This window comes from Gimesia panareensis (assembly GCF_007748155.1).
Lineage (GTDB): Bacteria > Planctomycetota > Planctomycetia > Planctomycetales > Planctomycetaceae > Gimesia > Gimesia panareensis.
Map to the genome: position 1 here is coordinate 2938157 of NZ_CP037421.1, position 22265 is coordinate 2960421.

General features: G+C 53.4%; 15 protein-coding genes and 1 tRNA gene. 5 read left to right on the plus strand and 11 right to left on the minus strand.

All coding sequences use genetic code 11. The annotated features are described in order from the left end of the window. Positions 1–62: 62 nt before the first annotated feature. Together Enr10x_RS11085 and Enr10x_RS11090 are read right to left on the minus strand one after the other, a co-directional pair. A complete protein-coding gene (locus tag Enr10x_RS11085) occupies positions 63–5192 on the minus strand; it encodes a PVC-type heme-binding CxxCH protein (RefSeq protein ID WP_145449073.1) in 5130 nt (1709 codons plus the stop codon). A 300-nt stretch (positions 5193–5492) separates the two neighbouring features. Beyond that, positions 5493–5681: a hypothetical protein gene (locus Enr10x_RS11090; protein ID WP_145449074.1), complete on the minus strand. Its 189-nt coding sequence runs from the start codon at positions 5679–5681 to the stop codon at positions 5493–5495. A 260-nt stretch (positions 5682–5941) separates the two neighbouring features. Here Enr10x_RS11090 and Enr10x_RS11095 point away from each other — a divergent pair, with 260 nt between their 5' ends. The 3 genes from Enr10x_RS11095 (at position 5942) to Enr10x_RS11105 (ending at position 8556) form a co-directional block, all read left to right on the plus strand. Further along, positions 5942–6556, plus strand: a complete 615-nt coding sequence (locus tag Enr10x_RS11095; protein WP_145449075.1) for a hypothetical protein — start codon at positions 5942–5944, stop codon at positions 6554–6556. Positions 6557–7152: 596 nt separating this feature from the next. Then, positions 7153–7347 (plus strand): hypothetical protein, encoded by a 195-nt coding sequence (locus Enr10x_RS11100; protein WP_145449076.1) that lies wholly within the window; start codon positions 7153–7155, stop codon positions 7345–7347. 81 nt (positions 7348–7428) lie between these two features. Further along, complete coding sequence (locus Enr10x_RS11105) at positions 7429–8556, plus strand: M20 family metallopeptidase (protein ID WP_145449077.1); 1128 nt, start codon at positions 7429–7431, stop codon at positions 8554–8556. Between the two features lie 311 nt (positions 8557–8867). On the opposite strand, the gene Enr10x_RS11110 is transcribed toward Enr10x_RS11105, so the two are convergent. The 5 genes from Enr10x_RS11110 to Enr10x_RS11130 all read right to left on the minus strand — a co-directional run bounded on the left by Enr10x_RS11110 (position 8868) and on the right by Enr10x_RS11130 (position 15471). Further along, a complete protein-coding gene (locus tag Enr10x_RS11110) occupies positions 8868–9212 on the minus strand; it encodes a DUF3147 family protein (RefSeq protein ID WP_145449078.1) in 345 nt (114 codons plus the stop codon). Between the two features lie 129 nt (positions 9213–9341). Continuing rightward, on the minus strand, positions 9342–9842 hold the full coding sequence (locus tag Enr10x_RS11115; protein WP_145449079.1) for a hypothetical protein: 501 nt from the start codon (positions 9840–9842) through the stop codon (positions 9342–9344). A gap of 29 nt (positions 9843–9871) precedes the next feature. Continuing rightward, entirely contained in the window at positions 9872–13312 is a 3441-nt protein-coding gene (locus Enr10x_RS11120; protein ID WP_145449080.1) for an efflux RND transporter permease subunit, read from the minus strand. Positions 13313–13321: 9 nt separating this feature from the next. Then, positions 13322–14761: an efflux RND transporter periplasmic adaptor subunit gene (locus Enr10x_RS11125; RefSeq protein ID WP_232093318.1), complete on the minus strand. Its 1440-nt coding sequence runs from the start codon at positions 14759–14761 to the stop codon at positions 13322–13324. Positions 14762–14991: 230 nt separating this feature from the next. Further along, positions 14992–15471, minus strand: a complete 480-nt coding sequence (locus Enr10x_RS11130) for a hypothetical protein (RefSeq protein WP_145449081.1) — start codon at positions 15469–15471, stop codon at positions 14992–14994. A gap of 303 nt (positions 15472–15774) precedes the next feature. Here Enr10x_RS11130 and Enr10x_RS11135 point away from each other — a divergent pair, with 303 nt between their 5' ends. Beyond that, positions 15775–17049, plus strand: a complete 1275-nt coding sequence (locus Enr10x_RS11135) for a sialidase family protein (protein ID WP_145449082.1) — start codon at positions 15775–15777, stop codon at positions 17047–17049. Between the two features lie 14 nt (positions 17050–17063). Here Enr10x_RS11135 and Enr10x_RS11140 read toward each other — a convergent pair whose 3' ends face one another. The 3 genes from Enr10x_RS11140 to Enr10x_RS11150 all read right to left on the minus strand — a co-directional run bounded on the left by Enr10x_RS11140 (position 17064) and on the right by Enr10x_RS11150 (position 19554). Then, entirely contained in the window at positions 17064–17789 is a 726-nt protein-coding gene (locus tag Enr10x_RS11140) for a hypothetical protein (protein ID WP_145449083.1), read from the minus strand. A gap of 95 nt (positions 17790–17884) precedes the next feature. Further along, positions 17885–17958 (minus strand) — tRNA-Arg (locus Enr10x_RS11145). Between the two features lie 207 nt (positions 17959–18165). Further along, entirely contained in the window at positions 18166–19554 is a 1389-nt protein-coding gene (locus tag Enr10x_RS11150; RefSeq protein WP_145449084.1) for a neutral/alkaline non-lysosomal ceramidase N-terminal domain-containing protein, read from the minus strand. 768 nt (positions 19555–20322) lie between these two features. Between Enr10x_RS11150 and Enr10x_RS11155 the strand changes: the two genes are divergently transcribed. Then, positions 20323–20955 (plus strand): hypothetical protein, encoded by a 633-nt coding sequence (locus Enr10x_RS11155; protein WP_145449085.1) that lies wholly within the window; start codon positions 20323–20325, stop codon positions 20953–20955. A 20-nt stretch (positions 20956–20975) separates the two neighbouring features. Here Enr10x_RS11155 and Enr10x_RS11160 read toward each other — a convergent pair whose 3' ends face one another. Then, complete coding sequence (locus tag Enr10x_RS11160) at positions 20976–22004, minus strand: hypothetical protein (RefSeq protein ID WP_145449086.1); 1029 nt, start codon at positions 22002–22004, stop codon at positions 20976–20978. Positions 22005–22265 lie beyond the last annotated feature (261 nt).

Consider the following 22265-nt stretch of genomic DNA (forward strand, 5'->3'; position numbering starts at 1 on the left):
GGGCCTGCGTAATTACGACTTATTTTTCAGGGAATCGTTCCCGATTCTCTGCGCGACGATCCTTAATGGTGATGATGAAACATTTCGGACTTTTCGTTCCCGCCTGAAATCACGTACGCGAGCAGATCGAGGATCTGTTCTTTATCCAGCGTATTCAGCAGGGCGGCCGGCATGATGGAGACGGGAGACGTTCGTTGAAACTCGATCGACTCCTTCAGAATTTTCTTCTCCTTCACCTGCGGCGGTCCGGTCAGCACAATCAACGATTTTTCATCTTCGGAAACGATGTTCCCGTTAATCGTCTGCCCGTCATCCAGTGCGAACAGCACCGTCCGGTACTTATCCTCAATCTTGCGCGAGGGTTCCAGAATTTCTGCGAGGATCGCTTTGGCGTCGTGCTTGTGCTTCTTCACGACCTCGTCCAGATTGGGACCGATGGAAAGATTTCTGCCGGCAATGACACTGTTCTTATCCAGTTTATGACACTGGGCACAGGCCAGTTTCGTGAAGAGTTCTTTTCCTTGAGAAAAACTGCGATGCTGTCCCACCCGTTTCAGATCCGCTTCCAGGTCGGCCAGCTTCCACTCGGTCACCTTGGTTTCCTGCTGCGGATTATTCTTGAGAAACTCTTCGAGATTGTTGGTCACGTACATCACACCCCGCATCAGCCGGTGGTGCCCGGGGAACGAGCAGATGTAAGGGTACGCCCCTTCTTTGGTCGGAGCCACAAACTCGATCACCTCTTCCTGACCATGGTCGACCAGGTTGCTGTGCCAGAGAATCTCTTTGCTGTCCGGAATAAAACCAACGGAAAACCCGCTGGCGCCCAGATCAATCGCGGCCAGCCCCACTTCATCGGCTTTCCCGGGATTGACCATCATAATGTTATGCGGCATGTAATCCGGGTTGGAAAAGGTCAGCTTGACCTTCTTGCCGGGCTTTAAGGTGAGTTTCGTCACATCGTAGCGCATCCGCTCGCGGACCGTCCCGATGTGAATCGTCGTCAGTTCGGGGGTATCGCTGAGAATACCCGACTTTTGTGTCGCCGCTTCTTCCGACTCGGCAATCACGCCGCCCCGCATCGTCCCTTCCACTTCAAACCACAAATGCTTCACAGTGTTCGCGGCAATGCGGGCGTGCGGTTCGGGAGACTTCATCAGCAGTCCCAGTAACTCCAGGTTCCGCACGTTGTGCTGCTGGTGCAACCAGAGTGCTTCGAGCAGGTGGTGCGCGTCTTCTTTTTTATTCGGATCAAACTGCTTGATCCATTCCTGGGTCGCCGCGATCACAGCGTCGGAATCGCGTTCGCTCAGTTCAACACGGGTCCGGTGGCGAATGCCGTCGATCGGCGATTTGAGGTTCTCGAGCAGCGCGGCAATCGGCTCCCCATCAATGGCAACCGGCTTCTGCAGGGGGCGTCCCTTGGCAGTCATCCGGTAAATACGACCATGCTGATGGTCGCGGTTGGGGTCGCGGACATTGTGCTGCATGTGGCCGATGATCACGTTGTGCCAGTCGCAGAAATACAGCGAACCATCGGGAGCGAAGATCGCATCCGCGGGACGGAAGTTCTTGTCTCCGCTCATCATCAGACCTTTGGACTTGTCCGGAGTTTTCGTCCCGTCTGCATTCAGTCTTGTGACCTCCAGATCATCACCAGCCGGCTCACCCCACACGGTACCATCTTTAGCGTTCCGCGCCAGGTCGTAGTGCTTGATGCCCAGAAATCCGATCACGTTACAGATCAGGAAGTCGCCCTGCATGGACTCGGGGAAGTGAGCACTGCTGACCACTTCGCTGGCCGTCACGGGACGAACTTCTTTCTTGAGCAGCTCGTGCATTTTGAAGCCGCCCTTATCCGGACGCACCTGGTAGGCACGCCCGCCGGTTCCGTCCGTCGCGTAATGATAGCCCCAGTAATCAAAGGCAATCCCGTGCGGGTTGGGGGAATTGATGGCATGCATCGAAATCGTGAACCGCCGCGGATCGAAACGATACATGGCCGATTCACCCACCTGCAGAGAAGGCCCCCAGGGATGCTCGTGGTTGTGCACCATAAACACGCCGCTCTGCCAGTAAATGGCACCATCGGGACCATAGATCAGGTTGTTCGCTGCGTGATGGGTATCAGAGGAATCGAGGCCCTGCAGCATAATCGTGCGGACATCGGCCACGTCGTCGCCATCAGTATCTTTGAGGAAGACAATCTCCGGTGCGGACGCTACCAGGACGCCTCCGTTCCAGAATTCAAAACCCAGCGGATTCTGAATCCGGGCAAACTCGGTCACCCGATCCGCTTTGCCGTCATTGTCGTCGTCGTGCACGATCAGCAGTGCATCGTTCATCTCTTTCAACGGTTCCCACTTGGGATAAGTCGGCCAGACAGCCGCCCACAGTCGTCCTTTGGTGTCGAACTGCATCTGCACCGGGTTAACCAGTTCGGGGAACTGTTTTTCGTCAGCAAACAGGCTGACTTCAAACCCGTCAGCCAGCGCCATGTGTTTAATCGCTTCTTCACCACTGATGTAGTTGAGGTTCCCTTCTTTCACCGCACTGGAGCTCTTGCTCCCCCCGCCGACATTCGAAATCACCTTTACCGGCTGCGGAACATTGCTGTCATCAACCTGGTAATCTTCCCCTTTGGCATACGCCCAGATCCGGGCATCGCGGTTGTTCGTCATTACGTCCAGCATCGAGAGCTCGTGCTGCAGCACCTCGGCGTTGGTCTGATCGTCGGTAAACTTGAGAATCGAACGGCCGCCCCACACGTCATTCCCGTCACGGGCGCGATAGCGGTTGTTCCACTTGTAGTTCTTATCCAGAATGGCCGACCGCAGTTTCTCCATCGTCTGCGAGGCAGTCACCTGGTGCCCGGACAGGACCGAGGCAATCACTTCCCCCAGCTTTTTGTTACCTTCCTTAGTCAGATGAATCCCGTTGATTGTTAAAGGCTCGCTCGACTCCTTGAACATCTGCAGGGAAGGGTGGAACAGATCGACATACGCGACTCCTGCTTCCCGGGCCGCTGCTTCGGTGGCTCTGGTATAGGCGGCCAACTGAGCGTTGTGTGCCTTACCATCAGGCACGTTTTTATTCCCGGTGGCTTCATGTGCGATCGGGCTGAACAGCACAATCCGCGGGAACGTTTTGCCGTTTGCCTTGGAACCACGGGTCCTGCGCACAAACTCGATCAGACGTTTCTTATAATCGTCGGCTTTCTTCACGCCTTGAAATGATTCGTTGTAGCCGAAGAAGGCAAAGACAACGTCCGCCTTGACGTGCCGCAGATATTCAGTAATCGTGGCAGCCCCTTTACTCCGCGGGAACGAATCGACCTGGTCGCCGCTGGCGCTCAGATTCCGAAACCGCACCTGCTTGCCCTGCAGTTCGCTCTGCAGCAGCGTTTCCAGCCAGCCATCATGCTGCATCCGATCGGGCAGTCCATTACCCACGATGGCAACGACATCCCCCTTGTGAAATGCAAACGGAATCGGATCCCGATAATTCGCCGGCACCTCGGCCAGTGTCGGATCCTGAACCTGACTGTGTGACTCCGCACCGACCGATTTGGAAGTCGACTTATATGGAACACCGGCTGACCCACTGAAGGTCAGGTATTCCAGCTTGCCCCCGTGCTTGACATCGATCTCCATCGTAAACGGAGCAGCCACCTTCGTGACCTCGAACACTTTTTTGCGGTCCGCATCCAGTAGCGTCAGCGTGAAATCTTCCATGCGGCCTTCGAAACCCTGCCGGTTCCAGATCCCCACCTTGTCGACGTTGACGGCTTTCCCCAGGTCGACTTCCCACCAGGGATTCTTCGAACCGGAATTGGAAGTATGGGTCTGTCCCCCTTTACCCCAGTCCGGGCTCTTATTGCCGTCGAGGGCCTTTGCAGCCACTCCCGGTCCCATCGTGCTCGACTGTGTGGCCTTGGCCCCTTTGGCAACGTTCTTTCCGCCGCTGATCACTTCCACTTCCGCCAGCGTGAGAATTCGTTTGTCGCCCGGAAGTTCAATGCGGACAAAACGCGCCGGCTTACCGGTCACCAGAGCAGCCTTCTTCTCCGACTTTTTTCCCTTGGCTTCTTTCTTCTTCGGAGCCGCTTTCTTCTTCCCCTTCTTAGGAGCGTCTGTTCGTTTGGTATTGTGATTCGCCGGAATCGGACTCGTAAACCCGGCATACGCTTCCGGCTTGATCCCGTGAGCATAAGTGCCAAAGCCGAACGTATTCGGTTCGAACGGCCCGACGAAATCGACGTTCGCGTCCGCCTTGATCGCGTCTTCCATGCCCAGTGCCCAGAGACACGCGTTGACCAGCATCCGGCGGTAGCCGTCGTTCAACAGATCTTCAGGCGTGCCGTACAGCGTCGTGAACACGCGGCCCTTCTTGCCGGAGGCAGAGGTGTAAGTCCGCGTCCATTCCGAAGGCATCGGAGGCTTCGTTTCGTCGGCAGGGGAATCCTGTTTCATCCCGTTCAACGGTTGCGCGATCGTCAGCACGTCTGCTTCGACAGGCTTGCCCACATAACCGCCGGCCTGCACCCAGACATCCTTCACACCCCGCAGAATCGGATGATTTTTCTTTTCGTCGAGGATGCTGATGCGAGTGCTCTGCTTATGGTTGGTCCCATAGTGGCCCACCCAGGTCTGTCCCAGCACCTGGTGACCGAAGCCCAGTTCGTAGTCTTTGTCTTTGCTCTGGTAGGAATACTTCGAGAACGGGGCATCAGCGGGCATATTGAAGGCGTGCGTCGAAGTCCGCATGCCAACCACCGGGCCGCCCCGTTTGAGGTACTCATCCAGATATTTCATCTGTTCTTTGGGCAGATTCTGAAACCGCAGAAAGATCACCGCCAGGTCAGCCGAATCGAGGGCTTCCATCCCCGGGATATTCGAGTTACCGGCCACAATCTCGCCGGTCTCCGGATCGATATTGAACAGCACGGTGCACTTGAACCCGAACCGCTTCGCCAGAATCCGCGCGAGTTCCGGCAGCGATTCTTCAGAGCGATACTCATGATCGCCCGCCAGGAAGACAATATGCTTCCCCACGCCGGGCCCGTCCGTCCCCTGATAAACCAGCGGCCCCGCACTGGCAACACTGGTCACCAGCAGCGACAGACAGAGAGCAAAAGCCCCACAGACAAATTTCAAAGCGGGTACGGCACAGTAGCGATAGAATGGTTTCATAGTTCCAGCATCATCCGTATTAAAAGAGCGACAGAGGATTGGGGTGAGAAATTTTGGTAGTACTACCAGTGTAGTGGTAACCCGAGGCAGAAGCTAGGCTTTGGTGACTTTTCGTGGCAAGAAACAGGCTGGCTGGATTCGAACGACAGACCGGGTCCCCCCGAATGCAATTCGGGGTGGTCGCAGACCACAGGAAACTGTCAGAACGCACTTCCAATCAAGCGTCAAACCGACCGTCCAGAGAAACGCCCCCTAAACCCCGTCTGATCAATACGTAACAAATTACCAGCCAGCAGAATTTCAGATATGCCCAATGCCGTTGAAATAGAGGTCCAAAACTGGCAGCCAGCCCACAGTAAACCAGAAGAGCCCTGAGAGAAAATAGGCAACGCGCGTAGTCATCCGCCCATAGAGCAGGATTAAAATGGAAGCCGTCGGCCCGGCCATAATGGAATTCCATTCCAGGCAGGCCCCCAGCATGAGATACATCCCAAGTAACCACAATAAAAGAATGACGGTCATGTTCGATCTCGATCAGCGGTATCGGCGAAAAGACAGGCCTGCATGTTTCGGAAATTCTAACACGCAAAAAACAGAATCACCACGTTGAAGTTCTGCATTGGTCTGAATGAGAGCAGACAGCTGAAGCGGTTTGTGTCACCCAGCGGGGAGAGGTGATGTTTCTGGTGGCGCTTGAAGATTCACATATTAACATCTATTCTGTCTTAATTTTAGATTGAAAGATGATAATGAAAGTGATTCACCTTTGTGGCATGTCGGCGTGCGGCAAAAAAACACTACTGGGCCATGTCTGGAATATGAAGGGAAAGTCCGAAGAGTCTTTTACAGAGTCCGAACAGCGTCTTCTGTATCATCTTGAGATCGAAGGAAAGTATCACATCTGGGGACCATTTCAGTGTAAGGGGAAATACCATGCAGATCGTGGTATCGAACCAACAAAAAGGCGGTTTAAGACAGATATTGAAAACGACGAATGCGATACTTTAATACATCACTGGCAATATGAAACAGACGGTGTATTTCATTTTGTGCATGAAAATCATCCCGATGTTACTCAGAAAACATTTCTTCTCTGGATGCAACCATCACTACACGTTGAAAAAATAAAAGAACGGCTCGAAGATGCGAAGGCAAATAATGATTCACGCAGGATAGGGATGTATTCTGGTCGAGACGAAGGATCCCTGCGTCGAAGTTTTACAGATCTTTACAATCGGTTAATGAGGCCCGAACTGGAAGGAGTCAATATAGACCTCAATGTTATTGAAAATATTGGAACTGAAGAGCATCCCGTGTTGCGCACAATTCCATCTGAAGAACTGGAAGGTCTATTTGACATCTGATTGCTTCTTTAATTCAAAAAAGAATTACTAAATCATATTGTTTGTTCAAAAGAAACCAATAAAGTTTTTCCACAGGGAACCCCCGAATGCAATTCGCAGTGGTCGCAGGCCACAGGAAACTGACAGAGGGCGCCTTCGAGCCAGAGCCAGGCCGTGTTACCAGAGGGGAAAGAGAAAAGAAGCAGAAAAGCACGCCCGGGTGGATTCGAACCACCGACCTGCGGATAGAAGTCGCACCTGGTCCTGGTACTCATATTCCAGCCAAACGCTAAACACTGAGTACTCAGGGCCTTTAGCATTTCAGGTTATTTGCTGAATAACCCACAAAAGCCATTTGAAGACCGTGCGGCGGCAGGAGTTGTGATCATTTTTGTGATCAGTATGCATCACATTATTTTCGAGCAGAATCGAAACCATACTCTATTCCAGTACTCTCAGCTTTTAGGATTGGTCCATCCACAAACCACACACAGTATTCGCAACGCCTCTCGTAGAGGGCCCGCTGGTTGATTTCCTGTTTTTTCATTTCAGGGAAATTATTACTCTCTGGGCGAGATGGACTTCCGCTTCCCGGAGTTTCGAAATGATCTGTTCGGATGAATGACGCTTGGTGGGCATGTTCGCCTCATCCTCAATTAGTCCAGAATCCTGATCAGTATATCAAGTTCTGGATGCGGTTAAGGGGGCAAGGTCAAAATCTTCCGACGCAACCGAGTGATCGGTTGGGCGAACTGCTGCCCGATGTCTGGTTTGCCGATCATCCGGAAGCGAAACGCAAGAAAGCCGCTTGATTGGGCATGGTGGAAAGATTACTCTGGAATTCTTCAGATTGATGCCGTTTTCGGACGGTTACCTCATTCAGAGAACTTTTTATGAACGCCCTCGAGTATGCCCAGGAACTGATTCGCTTCGATTCGACCAGCAACCGGTCCAACGCTGCGGTCAGCGATTATGTCGAGCAAGTGCTGAAAAAACTGGGCTGTGAAACCGAACGGGTGGAGCACACTGATTCCGCCGGGGTGCCGAAAGTGAATATCATCGGGCGGAAGGGCTCGGGTACCGGGGGCGTTGCCTATTTCGGTCATACTGATGTCGTGCCGACCGACGGCTGGTCGATTCCCGAGCACGGCCCGTTCGAACCGACGGTCCGCGACGGCAAGCTGTTTGGTCGCGGCAGTACCGATATGAAGGGTTCCATCGCCTGCATGTTCGCCGCGTTGGAATCGATAAGCAATGAAGACCTGAAAGCCCCCGTTTATATTTCCTGCACGGCCGATGAAGAACTCGACCATCGCGGCGCCATTGAAATTGCCCAGCGGTCGGAAATCTACAAAGAATTAACGGCAGGGAAAGCCCATGGCATTGTCGGCGAGGCGACCAGTTTGGATGTTGTCTATGCCCATAAAGGGGGCTGTCAGGTGGTAGTGACATCGCACGGCAAGGCGTCCCATTCCAGTACGCGGGAAGGGCTCAACGCCAATTGGGCAATGATTCCTTTCCTGCAAGTAGCCAAAGCAATTTACGATGAAACCGAAACCGACGAGAAATGGCTCGATGATGAATTCAACCCGCCGACCGTCTGCATGAATATCGGCATCAACGACCACACCGCTGCGGTGAACATCACGCCGCCGCAATCGATTTGCACGCTGTGCTTCCGTCCGATGCCGGGAACCGATGTCGAGGCGATTCTTCACCTGCTTAAGATGAAGGCCGATGAGTTGAAAATCGAGTTCCACATCCGCAGCCAAAATCCGGCATTCCGCCGCGATCCAAACTCGGATTTCGCCCAACAAGCCGCAAAACTTTCGACAGGCCACCCGCCCAAAACAGTCGCCTACGGTTCGGAAGCCAGTAACTTTCCCGAAGTCGAAAACCTCATACTGCTCGGCCCCGGCAACATCACCGAGGCCCATAAAAGCGACGAATGGATTACCCTCGCACAGTTGGAACGCGGACAGGACGTGTACGCGGGATTGATTCGTGAATACTGTTTGTAAACTGCTTCCCAGGCCGACGACAAGTCGTCGGCCTGGGGTTGGATTTTACCCGGCCGACTGAACGGGGTTCGCTAATTCCTTGTTCATAGTCCCGAAGTTCGTTTTCAGCGGCGGGCCGGTCACTCCAGGGTCCATTGGGATTTAATACTGTTCTATAATTGCGACGTACAGACCTGATTCGCTTCCTCATTCGCACAGGGAACCCCCGAATGCAATTCGCAGTGGTCGCAGACCACAGGAAACTGACAGTGATTGTCTCCAATCCAGAACCAGACTGTCAGTTCTAAGAAGCCCATAAACAGCCCCTCCACTCACTGAATCCCGAATTTCTTCAAACAGAACATCATGCCCAGATAGAAACCGATCATCACCGCGGTTGAGATGCCGAAACTGGCACCGAAACCGACGCCTTTTTTCAACAGGATCGGCAGCAGCAGAAAGAAGGAGAGGGAGGGCAGCACCAGCCAGAAGATATTGCGGGACAGCTCGGCCACTTTGTCGGTGCTGCCGGTATCGATATAGAGCCAGATCATCCCCAGAAAAGAGACCAGCGGCAGGGAGGCCAGGGCACCGCCTAACAGAGAGCTGCGTTTGGAGATTTCCGCTACCGCCACGACCACGACTGCGGTCAGGGCCACCTTAATGAAATAATACATGGATTGCCTCCGCTCTCTTCACAGTGATGCGTCTTCAGTCACGTTCTGCAAAGTCCCCCCTCTGGCCGTCGCGGGAGAGGTTCCCCCAGGCGACGACCAGCAGGCAGACCAATGACTCACCAGAGTGAATTATTCCTGGAACTCACCCTGCGACGGCTTGCCGTCGATTTCCCCCAGCACGGTGCCGGCAAAGTCGGCTACGTTTCCAATCCCGGGATCAGTCCCGACAAATTTAGATGCTTTCCCGTCTGCCTCATCCTGAGGGAGCATTTTGACGGTCATGGGAGGCACGACTTTGCCTTCTGCAGTCTTCGTTTCTTTGATTGAAAGTGTCAGCTCTTTCGCAGCCACAGGCCCAGGTGATTTCTCATCGGCTCCCAGAAACAGAATCGTACACTCATGCTTGGGGTGATCAACAGTAAATTCGGCATGGTATTTACCCATATCGAAGACGACCCCGCCATTCGGCCCCGTCCCGTGCGAATGGGCTTCGGCATGGCTCTCTTCGGAGTGTGCTGCCGGCTCCGGTGCCGCCGTTTCCGGGGGAGCAGAGTCTGAGCTGCCTTTGTCTGCACAGCCTGCTACGATCAGCGCAGCGAACAGTAAACCAGAGATTTTCAAATTCTTCATTTCGTTTTCCTTTGCTTCAGAGAAATCAATCAAGTGTGTTGTTGTGTTGCAGCCCGCAGCAGTTCTTCGTCTGAAGTTTCGCTGCGAACCAGTCGTTCGGCATCCTTGCCGGAAAATTTCCAGAACAGTCCGGGGTGAATAAAAAATTCACAAAAGGTGGATGTCACCAGCCCTCCCAGAATAACGGTCGCTACGGGATAGAGAATTTCCAGTCCCGGTTTATTACCACCCACCACCAGCGGAATCAAGGCGATCCCCGCGGTCAAAGCGGTCATCAGCACCGGAGCCAGCCGTTCCAGGCTGCCCCGCAGTACCATCTGGGGAGAAAAGTCTTCTCCCTCTTCTTCCATTAAATGGAAATAATGTGTCACGAGCAGAATGCCGTTACGGACGGCAATCCCCCCCAGAGACACAAAACCAACCATACTGGCAACAGTCAGGGTCTGGTTGGTTAAGACCAGCGCGAAGACACCGCCGATGAAGGCCGTTGGAATGGCGTTCAGAATCTGAAACGTGATCCGCGCCGAGGGATACAGCATCATCAGCACAATAAAGATACCCGCCACCGAGACGGCCGCCAGAATCGTAATCAGGAGTGTGGCGGAACGCTGTGCTTCAAACTGTCCTCCGAATTCCACAAAATAACCGGTGGGCAGTTCGACCTGTTCCCGCACCTGTTTTTCAATTTCCTCCACGGTACTGGCCAGGTCGCGTCCCGACACATTACAGCGGATCGTCTGTCGCCTGCGGACGTTTTCCCGGTTGACCAGGTTCGGACCGCTGGCGGATCCGGGGAATTCAGCCAGTTCCCGCAAACGGATCTGACCTCTGTCATCGGGAAGTTCGAGTCGCAATTCCCCCAGATTATAGGGGTCCGAGCGGTATTGTTCATTGAGTTTAATGACCAGATCAAACCGTCGCTGTCCCTCCAGAACCTGTGAGACAGCTTCCCCTTTCAAGGCCGTCTCCACAAATTTGGCGACATATTCGCGGCTCAAACCGAAGTAAGCCAGCTCTTCCGGCTTCAGCACCACATGCAACTCATCCACCCGTTCCTGGGGATCGATGATCGGCGGAGTCACCCCGGGAATATCAGTGATCGCATCCCGGACGTTGCCCGCCAGTTCGCGCAGTTTGTCGAGATCATCCCCATAAATCTTAATCCCGACCTGGGCTTTGACCCCGGACAGCATATGACTGATGAGATGAGACAGCGGCTGTTCCGCCTCGATCCCCACTCCGGGAACATTCGTTTTGAGATCGGAAAGTAACGTCTCCAGAAACTCATCGCGATCATAGTTCGCTGCGGGATTCATTGTCAGGATATATTCGCCCACGTTGACAGGTTGGGCATGTTCATCCCGTTCTGCCCGACCGGTCCGCCGGAAAAAGTGCAAAATCGGACCGTTTGGATTAGCTTTGGACTTCTGCATTTTCACCAGTTGGGCATCGATCAGTGAAGAGGCCTCATTCGAAGCTTTCAAAGAAGAGCCCCCCGGCAGGGTAACATTGATCTGCACGCTCCCTTCATCAATTTTTGGCAGGAAGTCCGCCCCCAGTCGGGACAGCTCATAGACACTGACGCCGACCAGAGCCCAGGTCAGTAACAGCAGGGCAGCAGCATGCCGCATACTGAACCGGATTAGAAAACTGGCACCCCATTTCAGAAACCGCAGCAAGCGCCCGTCCTGATGTTCGTGGGTGGCTTTAGCCTGGGGCAGCAGGTAGTAAGACAACACGGGAGTCACCGTCAGCGAGACCAGCAGCGAGGCCAGAATCGATACAATATAGGCCACCCCCAGGGGAACGAACAGACGCCCTTCGACTCCCGACAGGGCAAACAGAGGCATAAACGCGAGCACCACGACAGCGGTACCAAAAACGATCGCCGAACGGATTTCCCGACTGGCTTCAAAAACGACGACAATCGCCGGTCTGGGATTCGGGCTGATGTTGTTTTCGCCCAGCCGACGGAAAATATTTTCCACGTCCACAATCGCATCGTCGACCAGTTCCCCGATCGCAACCGCAATCCCCCCCAGGGTCATCACATTGATCGAGAGTTCCGTTCCCGTAATCATCCCGACAACGCGGAACACGAGCGTCGTGATCACCAGCGACAGGGGAATCGCGGTCAGTGTGATGAAGGTCGTGCGCAGATTCAGCAGAAACAGGAACAATACGATCACCACCAGTACCGCACCAATCACCAGGGCCTCTTCCACATAGTAAATCCCCCGGTCAATGAAACTTTTGAGTTTAAACAGCTTGGTATTGATCACGATGTCGGCAGGCAGCGACGCTTCCGCATCATGCAGGGCCGCCATCACATCATCCGTCAGCTTTCTGGTATCCGCATGGGGTTGTTTGACGATCGTAATCACCACGCCCGCGTGGCCATCGATACTCGCGTCTCCCCGTTTCGGGGCAGGGCCTTCAACGATTTCCGCCACGTTCTCCATCAGTACGGCACGGTCCCCGTTCATTTTGACGGGCGCCCTGCGGAGTTCTTCCAGCACATCATTGGTCAGCGCACCCAGTCGGCCGATAATCCGCACGGGGCGTTCGGTCTGGCCGCTGAGGATAAATCCGCCGCTGGCATTCAGGTTATTCGACTGGACCGCCGCCTCGACATCCTGCAGTGAAACGTTATATTCCTGCAACTTAATCGGGTCGACCAGCACCTGGTACTGTTTCTTATCGCCCCCCATCACGATGACTTCCGCGATGCCGTTCAATTTGAGCAACCGCGGCCTGATCAGCCAGTCAGCTGTCGTACGCAGGTCCATCCGTTCTTCCAGGGGAGTCGGAAAGACGACGTCATACGAACGTTGATTCCAGTTAAACGTAACCATCCGACCGGGATTTCGCGGGTCCCATTCCGGATCCTGAACTGCCACTTTCTGCCACTGGCCAAGATCGTTGCGTTCCACTGGATTCCAGACAGTAAGAAATGGCTTCCCCTCTTTCTCGATGCGTTCAGCCAGCAGTCCTGTCTGTCCCACCGGGACTAAAGTCCCTCCTTGAGGTCCTGTGCGGCGGTGGATGCCCACATGCAGAATCTGCCCCATAATCGAGGCCTGGGGTGTCATCATCGGGCGGATGCCAGGCGGCATGGGAACAGTTGCCAGGCGTTCCGAAACAATCTGACGGGCGTAGCGCGGTTCAGTCTTCCAACCAAACTCGATGTAAATCACGTTCATCCCCTGGCTGGACTGGCTGCGCACATCTTCGACGCCGTTCGCCCCCAGAATAGCCGTTTCGATAGGATACGTCACCAGCGTTTCGACCTCTTCAGACGACATGCCGGGACACTGCGTCAGGATCACCACCCGCGGGCGGTCGAGATCAGGAAAAACATCGATCGGCAATGTGGTGGTCAGATAACCACCATAAGCCAGAATGACCACACAGGCCGCCAGGACCAGAGTACGATGCGTTAACGAAAGTCGGATTATGGAATTGAGCACGGCGTTCCCCTATTTCCCTTCATCTTCGTTTTTGTGGAGACTGCCGTCCGCGTGGATATGATAGCCTTCCGGCAAATCATTATCAGAAGAGGACTTCAGCATGCGGTTCAACTGCTCTGCAGCTCCCTGAACCACAAACGAACCGGGAGTCAGCGATCCATCATTGGCAATCACGGTATGCCGTCGATCCCGCTCCAGCACACGCACCGGTTTGCGGTAGAAGGTATTCACATTTTGAGTGAAGATAAACGCCTCCGCTCCTTCGCGGGCAACGGCATCTGCCGGGAGCACGAACACGTTTTCCAGTTTTTCCACCCTGATCATCAGCCGCACTTTCTGTCCGGGACGAAAACGCCAGAGCACCTGGGTCTGGTCTCCCTGTTGCACAACCCGGGACTGATTCTCCAGCGGCATACGAAACGCAAAGGTTCGGTTTACCGGATCGATCACATTTGAAAGGTACTCAATCAGGAAACTCTGTTTGATGGCAGGCCAGTGAGTCGATTCTCTTTCCTGGAAATCGACTTCGACAGGCCAGCCCTCTCGCACACTGCGTTCCAGCAGTTGGGTTTCATCGCGAAAAGCACGCCCCTCGATTGCCAGTTGACGATGATCGGCCAGCAGGCATAGCATCTCGCCCGTCTTGACCTGCTGCCCCAGATCGAGCTTGCTCTCCTGAACTTCGAATGTCAGCGGTGGCTCCTGTTTGACTTTTGTCCCTGATGCTTTCAGCGCGACAGGCGTTCTCGTGCTGCCGACCCGGTCCATCCGATCCGGAACCAGGATATCCAGATCTCTGACGAAATCGCCGGCAGAGATTTTCTGCAACTGCTGCTGTGAAAAACCACGACTGAGCAGTTCATGCTGATACCCCTTGATTGCCACGTGCAGCCGTTTGATCTCATTGGCTACCTCAATGATCCGCGCTTCGGGTATCGCGCCGCGTGTTGTCTCCAGTCGTTTTTTCTTTGTCTCTGCCAGCGCGATATTCTGAGTGTCTTTGAACAGGTTGGTCTGCGTCTGCTGTAACGTTTCACTGAGAATTCGAATCGTATAGAGTACGTCCCCCGGCCGGACCGTATCGCCCGGATAATAATTCATTTTCTCAACAACGCCGTCCACGGGAGAAATCACACTCTGATCACTGCGCCCGGGGAGATCCACAATCATCCCCGGCACCTGAAACGTTTTCCAGTACGTCTCGGGAAGTTCCGATTTCACTTTCATTCCGAGATTGGCAATGGCCTGGTCAGAGAGAATGATCTTTTGCTGATCCGCGTTTTTTTTGCCGTCAGCTTTTTTGGATGAAACTGCCCCGTCTTTCGATTGATCAGCCTGATTCTGTTCCAGCAGCGGCAACCAGTGATCGCGCAAAACAAAACCGGCAGCAATCAAAACAAAGATCGTGATTCCCAGAACAGGCTTCATCGATTGAAGAAGTACCTTCATAACTGTCCCTCTAAATACCGAAAATCGGGATCGTGAACATCCAACTCAGCAGCTCCGCAGTGATCAGAATAAACGAATTCTGACCATCCAATGGAAATGAAGCCTGCTGAACGATTTGCAGTTTCGCTGGAAATGAATACCAGCATGCAATAAGAATTTCTTCGACGCCAACAGAGAAAGCAGGGCAGCAGCATCTCAGTTCAGAGACTGCCTGCACAAAAAGCGCACGCTTAGATCAGAAAAGCGTGATGGCGGAGAAAGAGCGGGGATTCGGCCCCGGGAGGTGCGCAATCCTGCCTGCTCCATTCAGGAGAAGAGCCCGACGATAATGAGCAGGCCAGCGCATCGGCTTCGATCACAATCCAGTGAAAAGACAACAACAGTTCCGAATTCAGCGTAGTGCGCGAACCTGATGTCAGGTCAGTACTGTTGAGATAGATGGCAGAAGAATCATGATCAAAAGGCGCTTCCACTTCAGGAACAACCGGCTGATCATGGTCTGAATGAGAGTGCCCCTCATGTTTATGAGAATGAGCCCCATGTGCATGCGAATGCCCATGCTGCTCGTGAGCCTCAGCTGAGCTGACGTGAATGTGGGCGCGCAAATCGTGCTCTGCAGGATGGTTACCTGCATGCGAATGCCCGAATGTGACTGACTGCGTCAGCAACACTAAGGGAATCAGGAATAGAGATACGATTTTTCGATACATATGGATTAGTTTCGGTCACAGGACTCAGTTTCGTCAATCATTTTAGCACTCAGATCAGTAAAGTCCAGATCCAACCGGCCCGAATCAGGACATAGAGCGCTCCCGGGCTGGACTCCTGCAATCGAAAAGTGGTTTCTTTCTGAAACGAAATCATGCCAGCATAGGGGCAGTGAATAGATGAAAAAAATAAGACCAGCTTGAAGTGGAGAGCAGGGCAAAGTTAGAGTGGTGAAATAAACAGGTCTGGAGCGATTTCAGGCTCCATCTCCATGGTCAACATAATCTCGAAGCAGAGAGACACGCATGAAACTGTTCCAGAATCTGAGCTTATCATCCATGATTGTCATTTCTCTGCTGATGCAGACCGCCAACGCAGCAGGTCCGGGAACGCTTTCATTAAAGCAGAAGCAACTGCTTAAAGCGACGTCACCGTTGTTTAAAGCCATCTATCAGAATCATTCAGGTCAGGCAATGATTAAACTGAATGGCGTTTCAGCTGACAACGGTCTCACATGGGAGCCTGTGAAACCCACTCCCGATTTTGACAAAGACCTGCCCTTTGGCTACCGACGCAGCCATTACGGCCTCTGGCGAGATCCGGTCAACGGCAACATTCTGTCGCTTTTCAACTGTATGGACACACCAGGTAAAGATCCCAAAGCACATGAGCCGCGCTGGCAATGGCACTGGTACTACCTTCGCTACCGGGTATCGACTGATGGGGGCCGTACTTATCTGTACGATAAACCCATCGTTCAAAAGGGAGAAGCGTATTCCCCCGAGCACCCTGTCGACGGCGTACATATCAGTAAAAATTGCTTCTTTCTCGGTGATCTCGGCTGTGATCCAATTCGCACCCGCGAGGGCACGATCCTGGTTCCCATGCAAATGCCCCCCCTGGCAAACGACGGCAAAAGCCTGTTCAACCCCGGAGGCGGCTGGTACTGGCTCCAAACCAGAATTCTCATCGGACGCTGGACGGAAAACAACGACATCGAATGGGAGTCATCAGAACCGATCGAAGGCGATGGCAAACGCACCGTCCGCGGGTTGTATGAACCGACCCTGGCACAAATGCCGGATGGGAATCTCATCTGTATTATGCGCGGCAGTAACGGCGGCAAGAGCGATCCCTCGAATAAGCTGCCCAGTCGCAAGTGGATCAGCATTACCAAAGACGGCGGCCACAAGTGGAGCAAGCCAGAGCCCTGGACCTACTCTGATGGAGAACTTTTCTTTTCTCCCTCTTCGATGTCAGAACTGATCAAACACTCGAATGGCCGTACTTACTGGATTGGCAACATCAGTGAGAAAAACTGCCAGGCCAATCATCCCCGCTGGCCTCTGGTCATTGGTGAGGTCGATCCGAAAACCTATGGAATTATACGCGAGAATCTGGTTGTGATTGACACGAAACAACCTGATGAAGAGGACGTGAACCTGTCGCACTGGCACTCTATTGAAGACCGCCAGACGGGCAACATCGTCATCACGACGTCCCGGGCGAGTAAGGGTTACAAAAGCCGCACTCCGGTCATTTATACAATCGGTGTGGAAGGGGCCCGTCCGCAGGAATAACCACCATTACAGTTCTAATCCGTCTTGCTGCTGTTCTCGTTGGTGATAAGCGGTGGTCCGTCCCCCCCTTGGATAATCTCTTTTATCTCTTCGTTGGTGAGATACGGTGGTCCGTAACCCCATTTTGAGACAATCTGCATTACATTTTCTTCAGACAGAGAGAACGTCCCAGAGGTTGTACTCTTCTTCAAATGCTCCTTGATGGTGTCGTTAGTTTTACGGACATAGGCAATACTACTCTTATCACTGATTTGAATATCGCTCATGTCATCGAGATCGTCTGCACCGGTCAGCCTTAAAGAGGATTTGGCCGAATAATCTTTGTTTTCTGTAGACAAGATTGAGTAGTAGAGATTGGAATGATGATATTGAGGAAGCCATTTAGTTAAACAGGAACAATATCTTTTATCGTTCATGATGTTATTTACATCTGACAAAGATTGAACAGATAGCGCTCCCGTTACATAGTTTCGATTTTCCTTGAGCAAAAACGTTCCGTTATCCCAGACTGCAAAGGTAATTTCGGGCTGAAACAGATCGTCACGATATGATGTGAAACGAGTTTGAAAAACGGCGATCATGGGCTTATTGAATAAATAAGCTGGCATATCAAACTCATCTGAGAACTGTGATAGTTCCTCAGCCGGAGGGGAAGCGCTGGTCGAGATTCCACGGTGACAACTGGAAAGACAAGTACACAATAATAATGAGATAAGTGTTATGATGTAACGGGTATCCATTCCGCACCTCTGCTTAAGGGCTAAATTATCGATTCAGAATCACAGGAGCAGAACGCGTCAACAGCAGCAGAGCAGAAGAAGTCAGCAGAAGAAAGCACGCCCGGGTGGATTCGAACCACCGACCTACGGATTAGAAGTCCGTTGCTCTATCCAGCTGAGCTACGGGCGCCTGTGTTTCTCTATGGACCCCGCTGCAGGCGAATGAGTTCGCCCGGGAGCCCGGAAGCGGTGCTGGATTTTAACGGGAAAGTACTTTCCGGCTCAATACTTACAACACAGATTGCAGCCGCCGAATTCAAAAAAATCGGAGTTTCTTTCCCGCGATCCTCGAAATCATGCCGCAAAGCATCTGGCGTGAACCGTTTTTCTTCGCGAATCACTTTGCCTGTTTCACCAGCTCATGAATCCGTTTGATCAGCAGGTCTTCGGTGCCATGGGCCCAGCGGCCGGGCTGATTGTAATAGATCATCGAGAAATCGACTTCGTAGCCCCCCTCGTCCCGCATCCGTTCGGAAGCGACGTAGCCGAAGACGTCGTTCGCATAGGCGGTCACCCAGACGGCGTCGCTTTTGAGTTCCCGCTTGAGCCGCAGTGCGTAGTCCACCACCACTTCGCCCCCCAGAAAGATCATCGTCAGCTGATTGCCAAATTTCCAGACCTGCACCGGAGCAGGGTAGCTCGTCGGCAGTTTGCCGTCTTTCTCGAAGTACTTGAGCATATTCGCGGCGTGCTGTCTGACCTGGGGCCGCTGATGTTCGAGGGCGGTTTGCAATTCCTCTTTCGTCGGCGGATCGAAGGGCAGATTGGCTTTCCCATACGCGGTGCCCAGCGGCGCGGTCACAGGCTGAGCCGACTCTTTGAGCAGTCGGGCCACTTCCAGGGCGATCGCGCGGCCATGTCCGATCGCCAGGTCTTTCGCCACATCCTTCTTGCCCCGAATCGGGTTCTGATCCGCCCCGCAGCCGATCGTACAGACAGCGACGATATCGCCGTGCTGCTCCTCGATGTATTTCGAAGCATAGCCGGCCCAGTCGCCGTTCAGACAATTATAGTCGCTGCCAAACGTCGTGCAGTGACAGGCGTAGTTGAACATCAGCCCCCGCAGCTTGCCGTTTGCATCGGTCACTTTGAGCACCGGCAGACTGTGATCGATGGGACCGTCCGGATTGACACCGAACCCGGTCCACTTGCCGTTCTTCAACACCCGCCGGTTCTGGGCAAAGCCGACTTTCCCGGTTGCCAGCGACATCGTCCCTGGTTGCAGATCTTTGATCGCCTTGCCGACCGTCTGCACAATCCGCTGCTCTACGCTGTTCCAGTAGTTCTGTGAGGCTTCGCTCTGGGCCTCGGTCATCGGCGTCGAGAAGATATTCGAGAGCCCCTCCATCGGGTGCGGCGCGGTGTGCGAATGTGTGCTGCAGATCACCAGCTGATCGCGGCTCAGCCCATACTGCTGCTTCACCTTACCGGCAATCCGGTCCGTAAAAGTGCCAGCAAAGCCGATCGAATCGAGCGAAACCAGCGTACAGACTTTTTTCTCAGGCGACTGAATCGCGATCGCCCGCACATAGAGCGGCTCATCCACGCGTTCGTAAACGGTGTCCCGATTCCCATATCCGGAGAGACGCAGGGGAACCTCGGGGGTGATTTCGGTCTTCGCGAACCCATAGGCAGAACCGGATTCGGCTGCGTCCACAAGTGGCAACGAAACGCAGCAGACACACATCAGCAACAGAGACAGGGTTTTCAAAGCGTTCGCAAACATGGAATTCTCCCGGCAGATCAGGCAGGCATAACTTCAAAATAGATCCTGCTTCGATTATGGCATAAATGTCCGCCGATGGGAACCGGCAGCCACGGTCGGGAGGCCGCGTCATCTCCTGTTTGCATCTGTAAAACAAACAAAGCCCATTGATCGAGTGCTGTCGCGCCAGTAACGCACACGGATCAAAGGGCTTTGTCAGACAGTTGACCCGCGCAGACCGGGACTTTGTCTGCTTTTTTCTGAAAATGAAAAAGGGGAGTTCCCTGCATGAAATCCTGATGAGTTTTTGAACGCAGTCTTGCGAATCGCTGATTTTCCGTTTATGACATCTATTCACAAACATCGTAGTGGATAAACATTACGCGAATTGATATCGTAAAAAACATTGCAGAGGCGCATCCGCTCCTGCCCGGGACCATCGCCATCACATCTCTTTCCGGAAGACCATACCCATGCCCGAAGTCGTCGTGACCTGCCCGCACTGTCAGGCCAAAGCCAAACTGAAAAGCACCAAAATGCTGGGTAAGAAAGTCAACTGCCGCAGCTGTGAGACTCCCTTTGTTCTGAAAGCCGACGGTCAGAAAAAGAAAGCCGCTCGCAAACCGCCTGCGGACGACTTCGATGATTTTGAAGACGAATTTGACAGTGCCGCGGTAGCCCGGGCCCGTCGCGCGGAAAAAGAAAGGGAAATCCGGCAGCAGTTCCGGGCCTCAGAAATCAAATTCGAAGCGCAAAAAATCGGAACAGGAAAAGTCACAGCCGCCGGTTATGCTGCTTGTCGGAGGCAGCGTGCTGGGGCTGGCACTCACCGGGGGACTGATCTACTTCATGTTTACCGCGGGAAGTTCGCTGAGTGCGCAGAACGCAGCCCAGAACCAGGCGGCTGTCCCCGCCAAATACGTGAAGTTCCACCCGGAAGTCGGTGACTTCGGCTGTGAATACCCGGAAGGCTGGACCGTCAAAAACGGGGGAGGCCAAGGGGGCGTTCAGAGCTGGGGCAAGTTTCTTTCCCCCGATGAAAGCGTCTCGATTTCAGTACGCGGCAATATGACTGGCGGTGCGCTCGGCGGGGCAGGACTGGCCATGACCCAGGGCGCGGACTCGGACGAAATCGAACCGCCGGTCGTCGACATCCATCGCCTGATGAAACGAAAAGTGGAAGACGATTATCCCAACTACGAGGAAATCGGCGATTACAAACTATTTGAAACCAAAATGGGCGATACCTGTCAGTCTGTGTTCACGACCAAAGCCCTGCTGGGGGGCAAACAGCGCGGCTATCGGGTCACACTGCTCACCGGCAGAGTCCAGTTCAACATGATATGCCTCTGTCCCGACGGCCAGTTCGATCAGATGCGACCGGTCTTCGATAAGGTGATCCAGACGATTTACGAAAAGTAATCGAGGGTTTATTGCGCCGCTTAACCCCAGGACCAGGCGAACTGGTTCTTGAAGTGGTGATAATACAGGCCGATCATCCGCAGGGCGACCAGTTCCATGTAGATCATCACCCCTCGCATCAGAAACAGCCCCATAATTCCCCATTCGATATCCGCCAGATCCAGCGCCAGTTGAATTCCCGCGGTGACGAACATGGCCGTCGCGGTAAAGACATAAGCGGGCAGCGACTTGACGATCGTCAGGATCATCAGGTCGATCCGAAAGATTGATTCGATTCCGCCCACCGCCACACAGAGTGCCAGAATCGGCCAGAAAAACAGGCCCATGCAATACAGAAATATGAACATGCTCAGATGAAACACGGGCAGGTTGTTGCTGAGTTCCTGCATGCGAAACAGATACAGGCCCGCTTCCGCAAAGGCCTCCGGATTCAGGAAGAAGATGATGCCCGCGTACGCGTAAGCCGGGAAATGCACCAGGATCCAGGTGAAGATCCACTTGATCATCGGGATAAAAAAGCCTTCCTCGGGGCTCAGTTCCGGCAGATGTTTCTCACCCGCGGCTGCTTCATAAATCACACAGAAGCGATAATGGCTGTACCAGCCCATGATAATGATGAGTCCAATGAACCCCAGCGTACCGGCAAAGGGTAATAATGAGAAGCAGAGCCCCATTCCCAGCCAGAGCAGCATGAAGATAAACAGGTTGGACGGATCGAGCAGCAGCAGAAACGTCGCCTTCAAGTCCTCGACGTAGGTATTCTCTTTTTTCTTCGTGACCGGGCCGTCCTCGTCGCCTTTATATTTCTCGGCTTTCACCATCGGCTTCCGCCGCACCCGGCGAATCGTCTTCGACTTCGCTTCCAGCTCCACCGCATCGTCGAGCAGACTGGAAAAATCATCGCCAGTGCCTGCTTCTTTCTCGAACGGGTCCAGTTTGGGAATCGACACCGTTTCACCACAATCCTTGCAGCGCAGCTTCTTCCCGGCGGCTTCCTCTTTGACCTTGTAAATTTTCGCACAGACGGGACAGCTGACTTGAATCGGCATGGACGGACTCATCCTGGAGAACAGATGGCGATATGTAAAACAGTCTATTGTATTCCGTGCTAACGCAACCGGTCATGCGCGGGATCAAAAGAAACTGATTTTTTTGTTCAGGCTCAGCATACCGAAACCTCCCTGAAATCGCGAGTCTTTTCTCAAACGCTTTTGAATCCAGCAAACCGGTTCTTCAACTATTCACATTTCGACAATCCAATTTTTAAACAACACTGATAAAAATCTCGCCATCCAGACTTCGAGCACTGC

Bases quoted from the DNA above. Each gene is read 5' to 3' on its own strand.
- Enr10x_RS11090 (WP_145449074.1), bottom strand. From the start codon at position 5,681: ATGTATCTCATGCTGGGGGCCTGCCTGGAATGGAATTCCATTATGGCC.
- Enr10x_RS11140 (WP_145449083.1), bottom strand. From the start codon at position 17,789: ATGGATACCCGTTACATCATAACACTTATCTCATTATTATTGTGTACT.
- Enr10x_RS11135 (WP_145449082.1), top strand. From the start codon at position 15,775: ATGAAACTGTTCCAGAATCTGAGCTTATCATCCATGATTGTCATTTCT.
- Enr10x_RS11155 (WP_145449085.1), top strand. From the start codon at position 20,323: ATGCTGCTTGTCGGAGGCAGCGTGCTGGGGCTGGCACTCACCGGGGGA.
- Enr10x_RS11160 (WP_145449086.1), bottom strand. From the start codon at position 22,004: ATGCCGATTCAAGTCAGCTGTCCCGTCTGTGCGAAAATTTACAAGGTC.
- Enr10x_RS11095 (WP_145449075.1), top strand. From the start codon at position 5,942: ATGAAAGTGATTCACCTTTGTGGCATGTCGGCGTGCGGCAAAAAAACA.
- Enr10x_RS11110 (WP_145449078.1), bottom strand. From the start codon at position 9,212: ATGTATTATTTCATTAAGGTGGCCCTGACCGCAGTCGTGGTCGTGGCG.
- Enr10x_RS11130 (WP_145449081.1), bottom strand. From the start codon at position 15,471: ATGTATCGAAAAATCGTATCTCTATTCCTGATTCCCTTAGTGTTGCTG.
- Enr10x_RS11100 (WP_145449076.1), top strand. From the start codon at position 7,153: ATGAATGACGCTTGGTGGGCATGTTCGCCTCATCCTCAATTAGTCCAG.
- Enr10x_RS11125 (WP_232093318.1), bottom strand. From the start codon at position 14,761: ATGAAGGTACTTCTTCAATCGATGAAGCCTGTTCTGGGAATCACGATC.
- Enr10x_RS11115 (WP_145449079.1), bottom strand. From the start codon at position 9,842: ATGAAGAATTTGAAAATCTCTGGTTTACTGTTCGCTGCGCTGATCGTA.
- Enr10x_RS11150 (WP_145449084.1), bottom strand. From the start codon at position 19,554: ATGTTTGCGAACGCTTTGAAAACCCTGTCTCTGTTGCTGATGTGTGTC.
- Enr10x_RS11105 (WP_145449077.1), top strand. From the start codon at position 7,429: ATGAACGCCCTCGAGTATGCCCAGGAACTGATTCGCTTCGATTCGACC.
- Enr10x_RS11085 (WP_145449073.1), bottom strand. From the start codon at position 5,192: ATGAAACCATTCTATCGCTACTGTGCCGTACCCGCTTTGAAATTTGTC.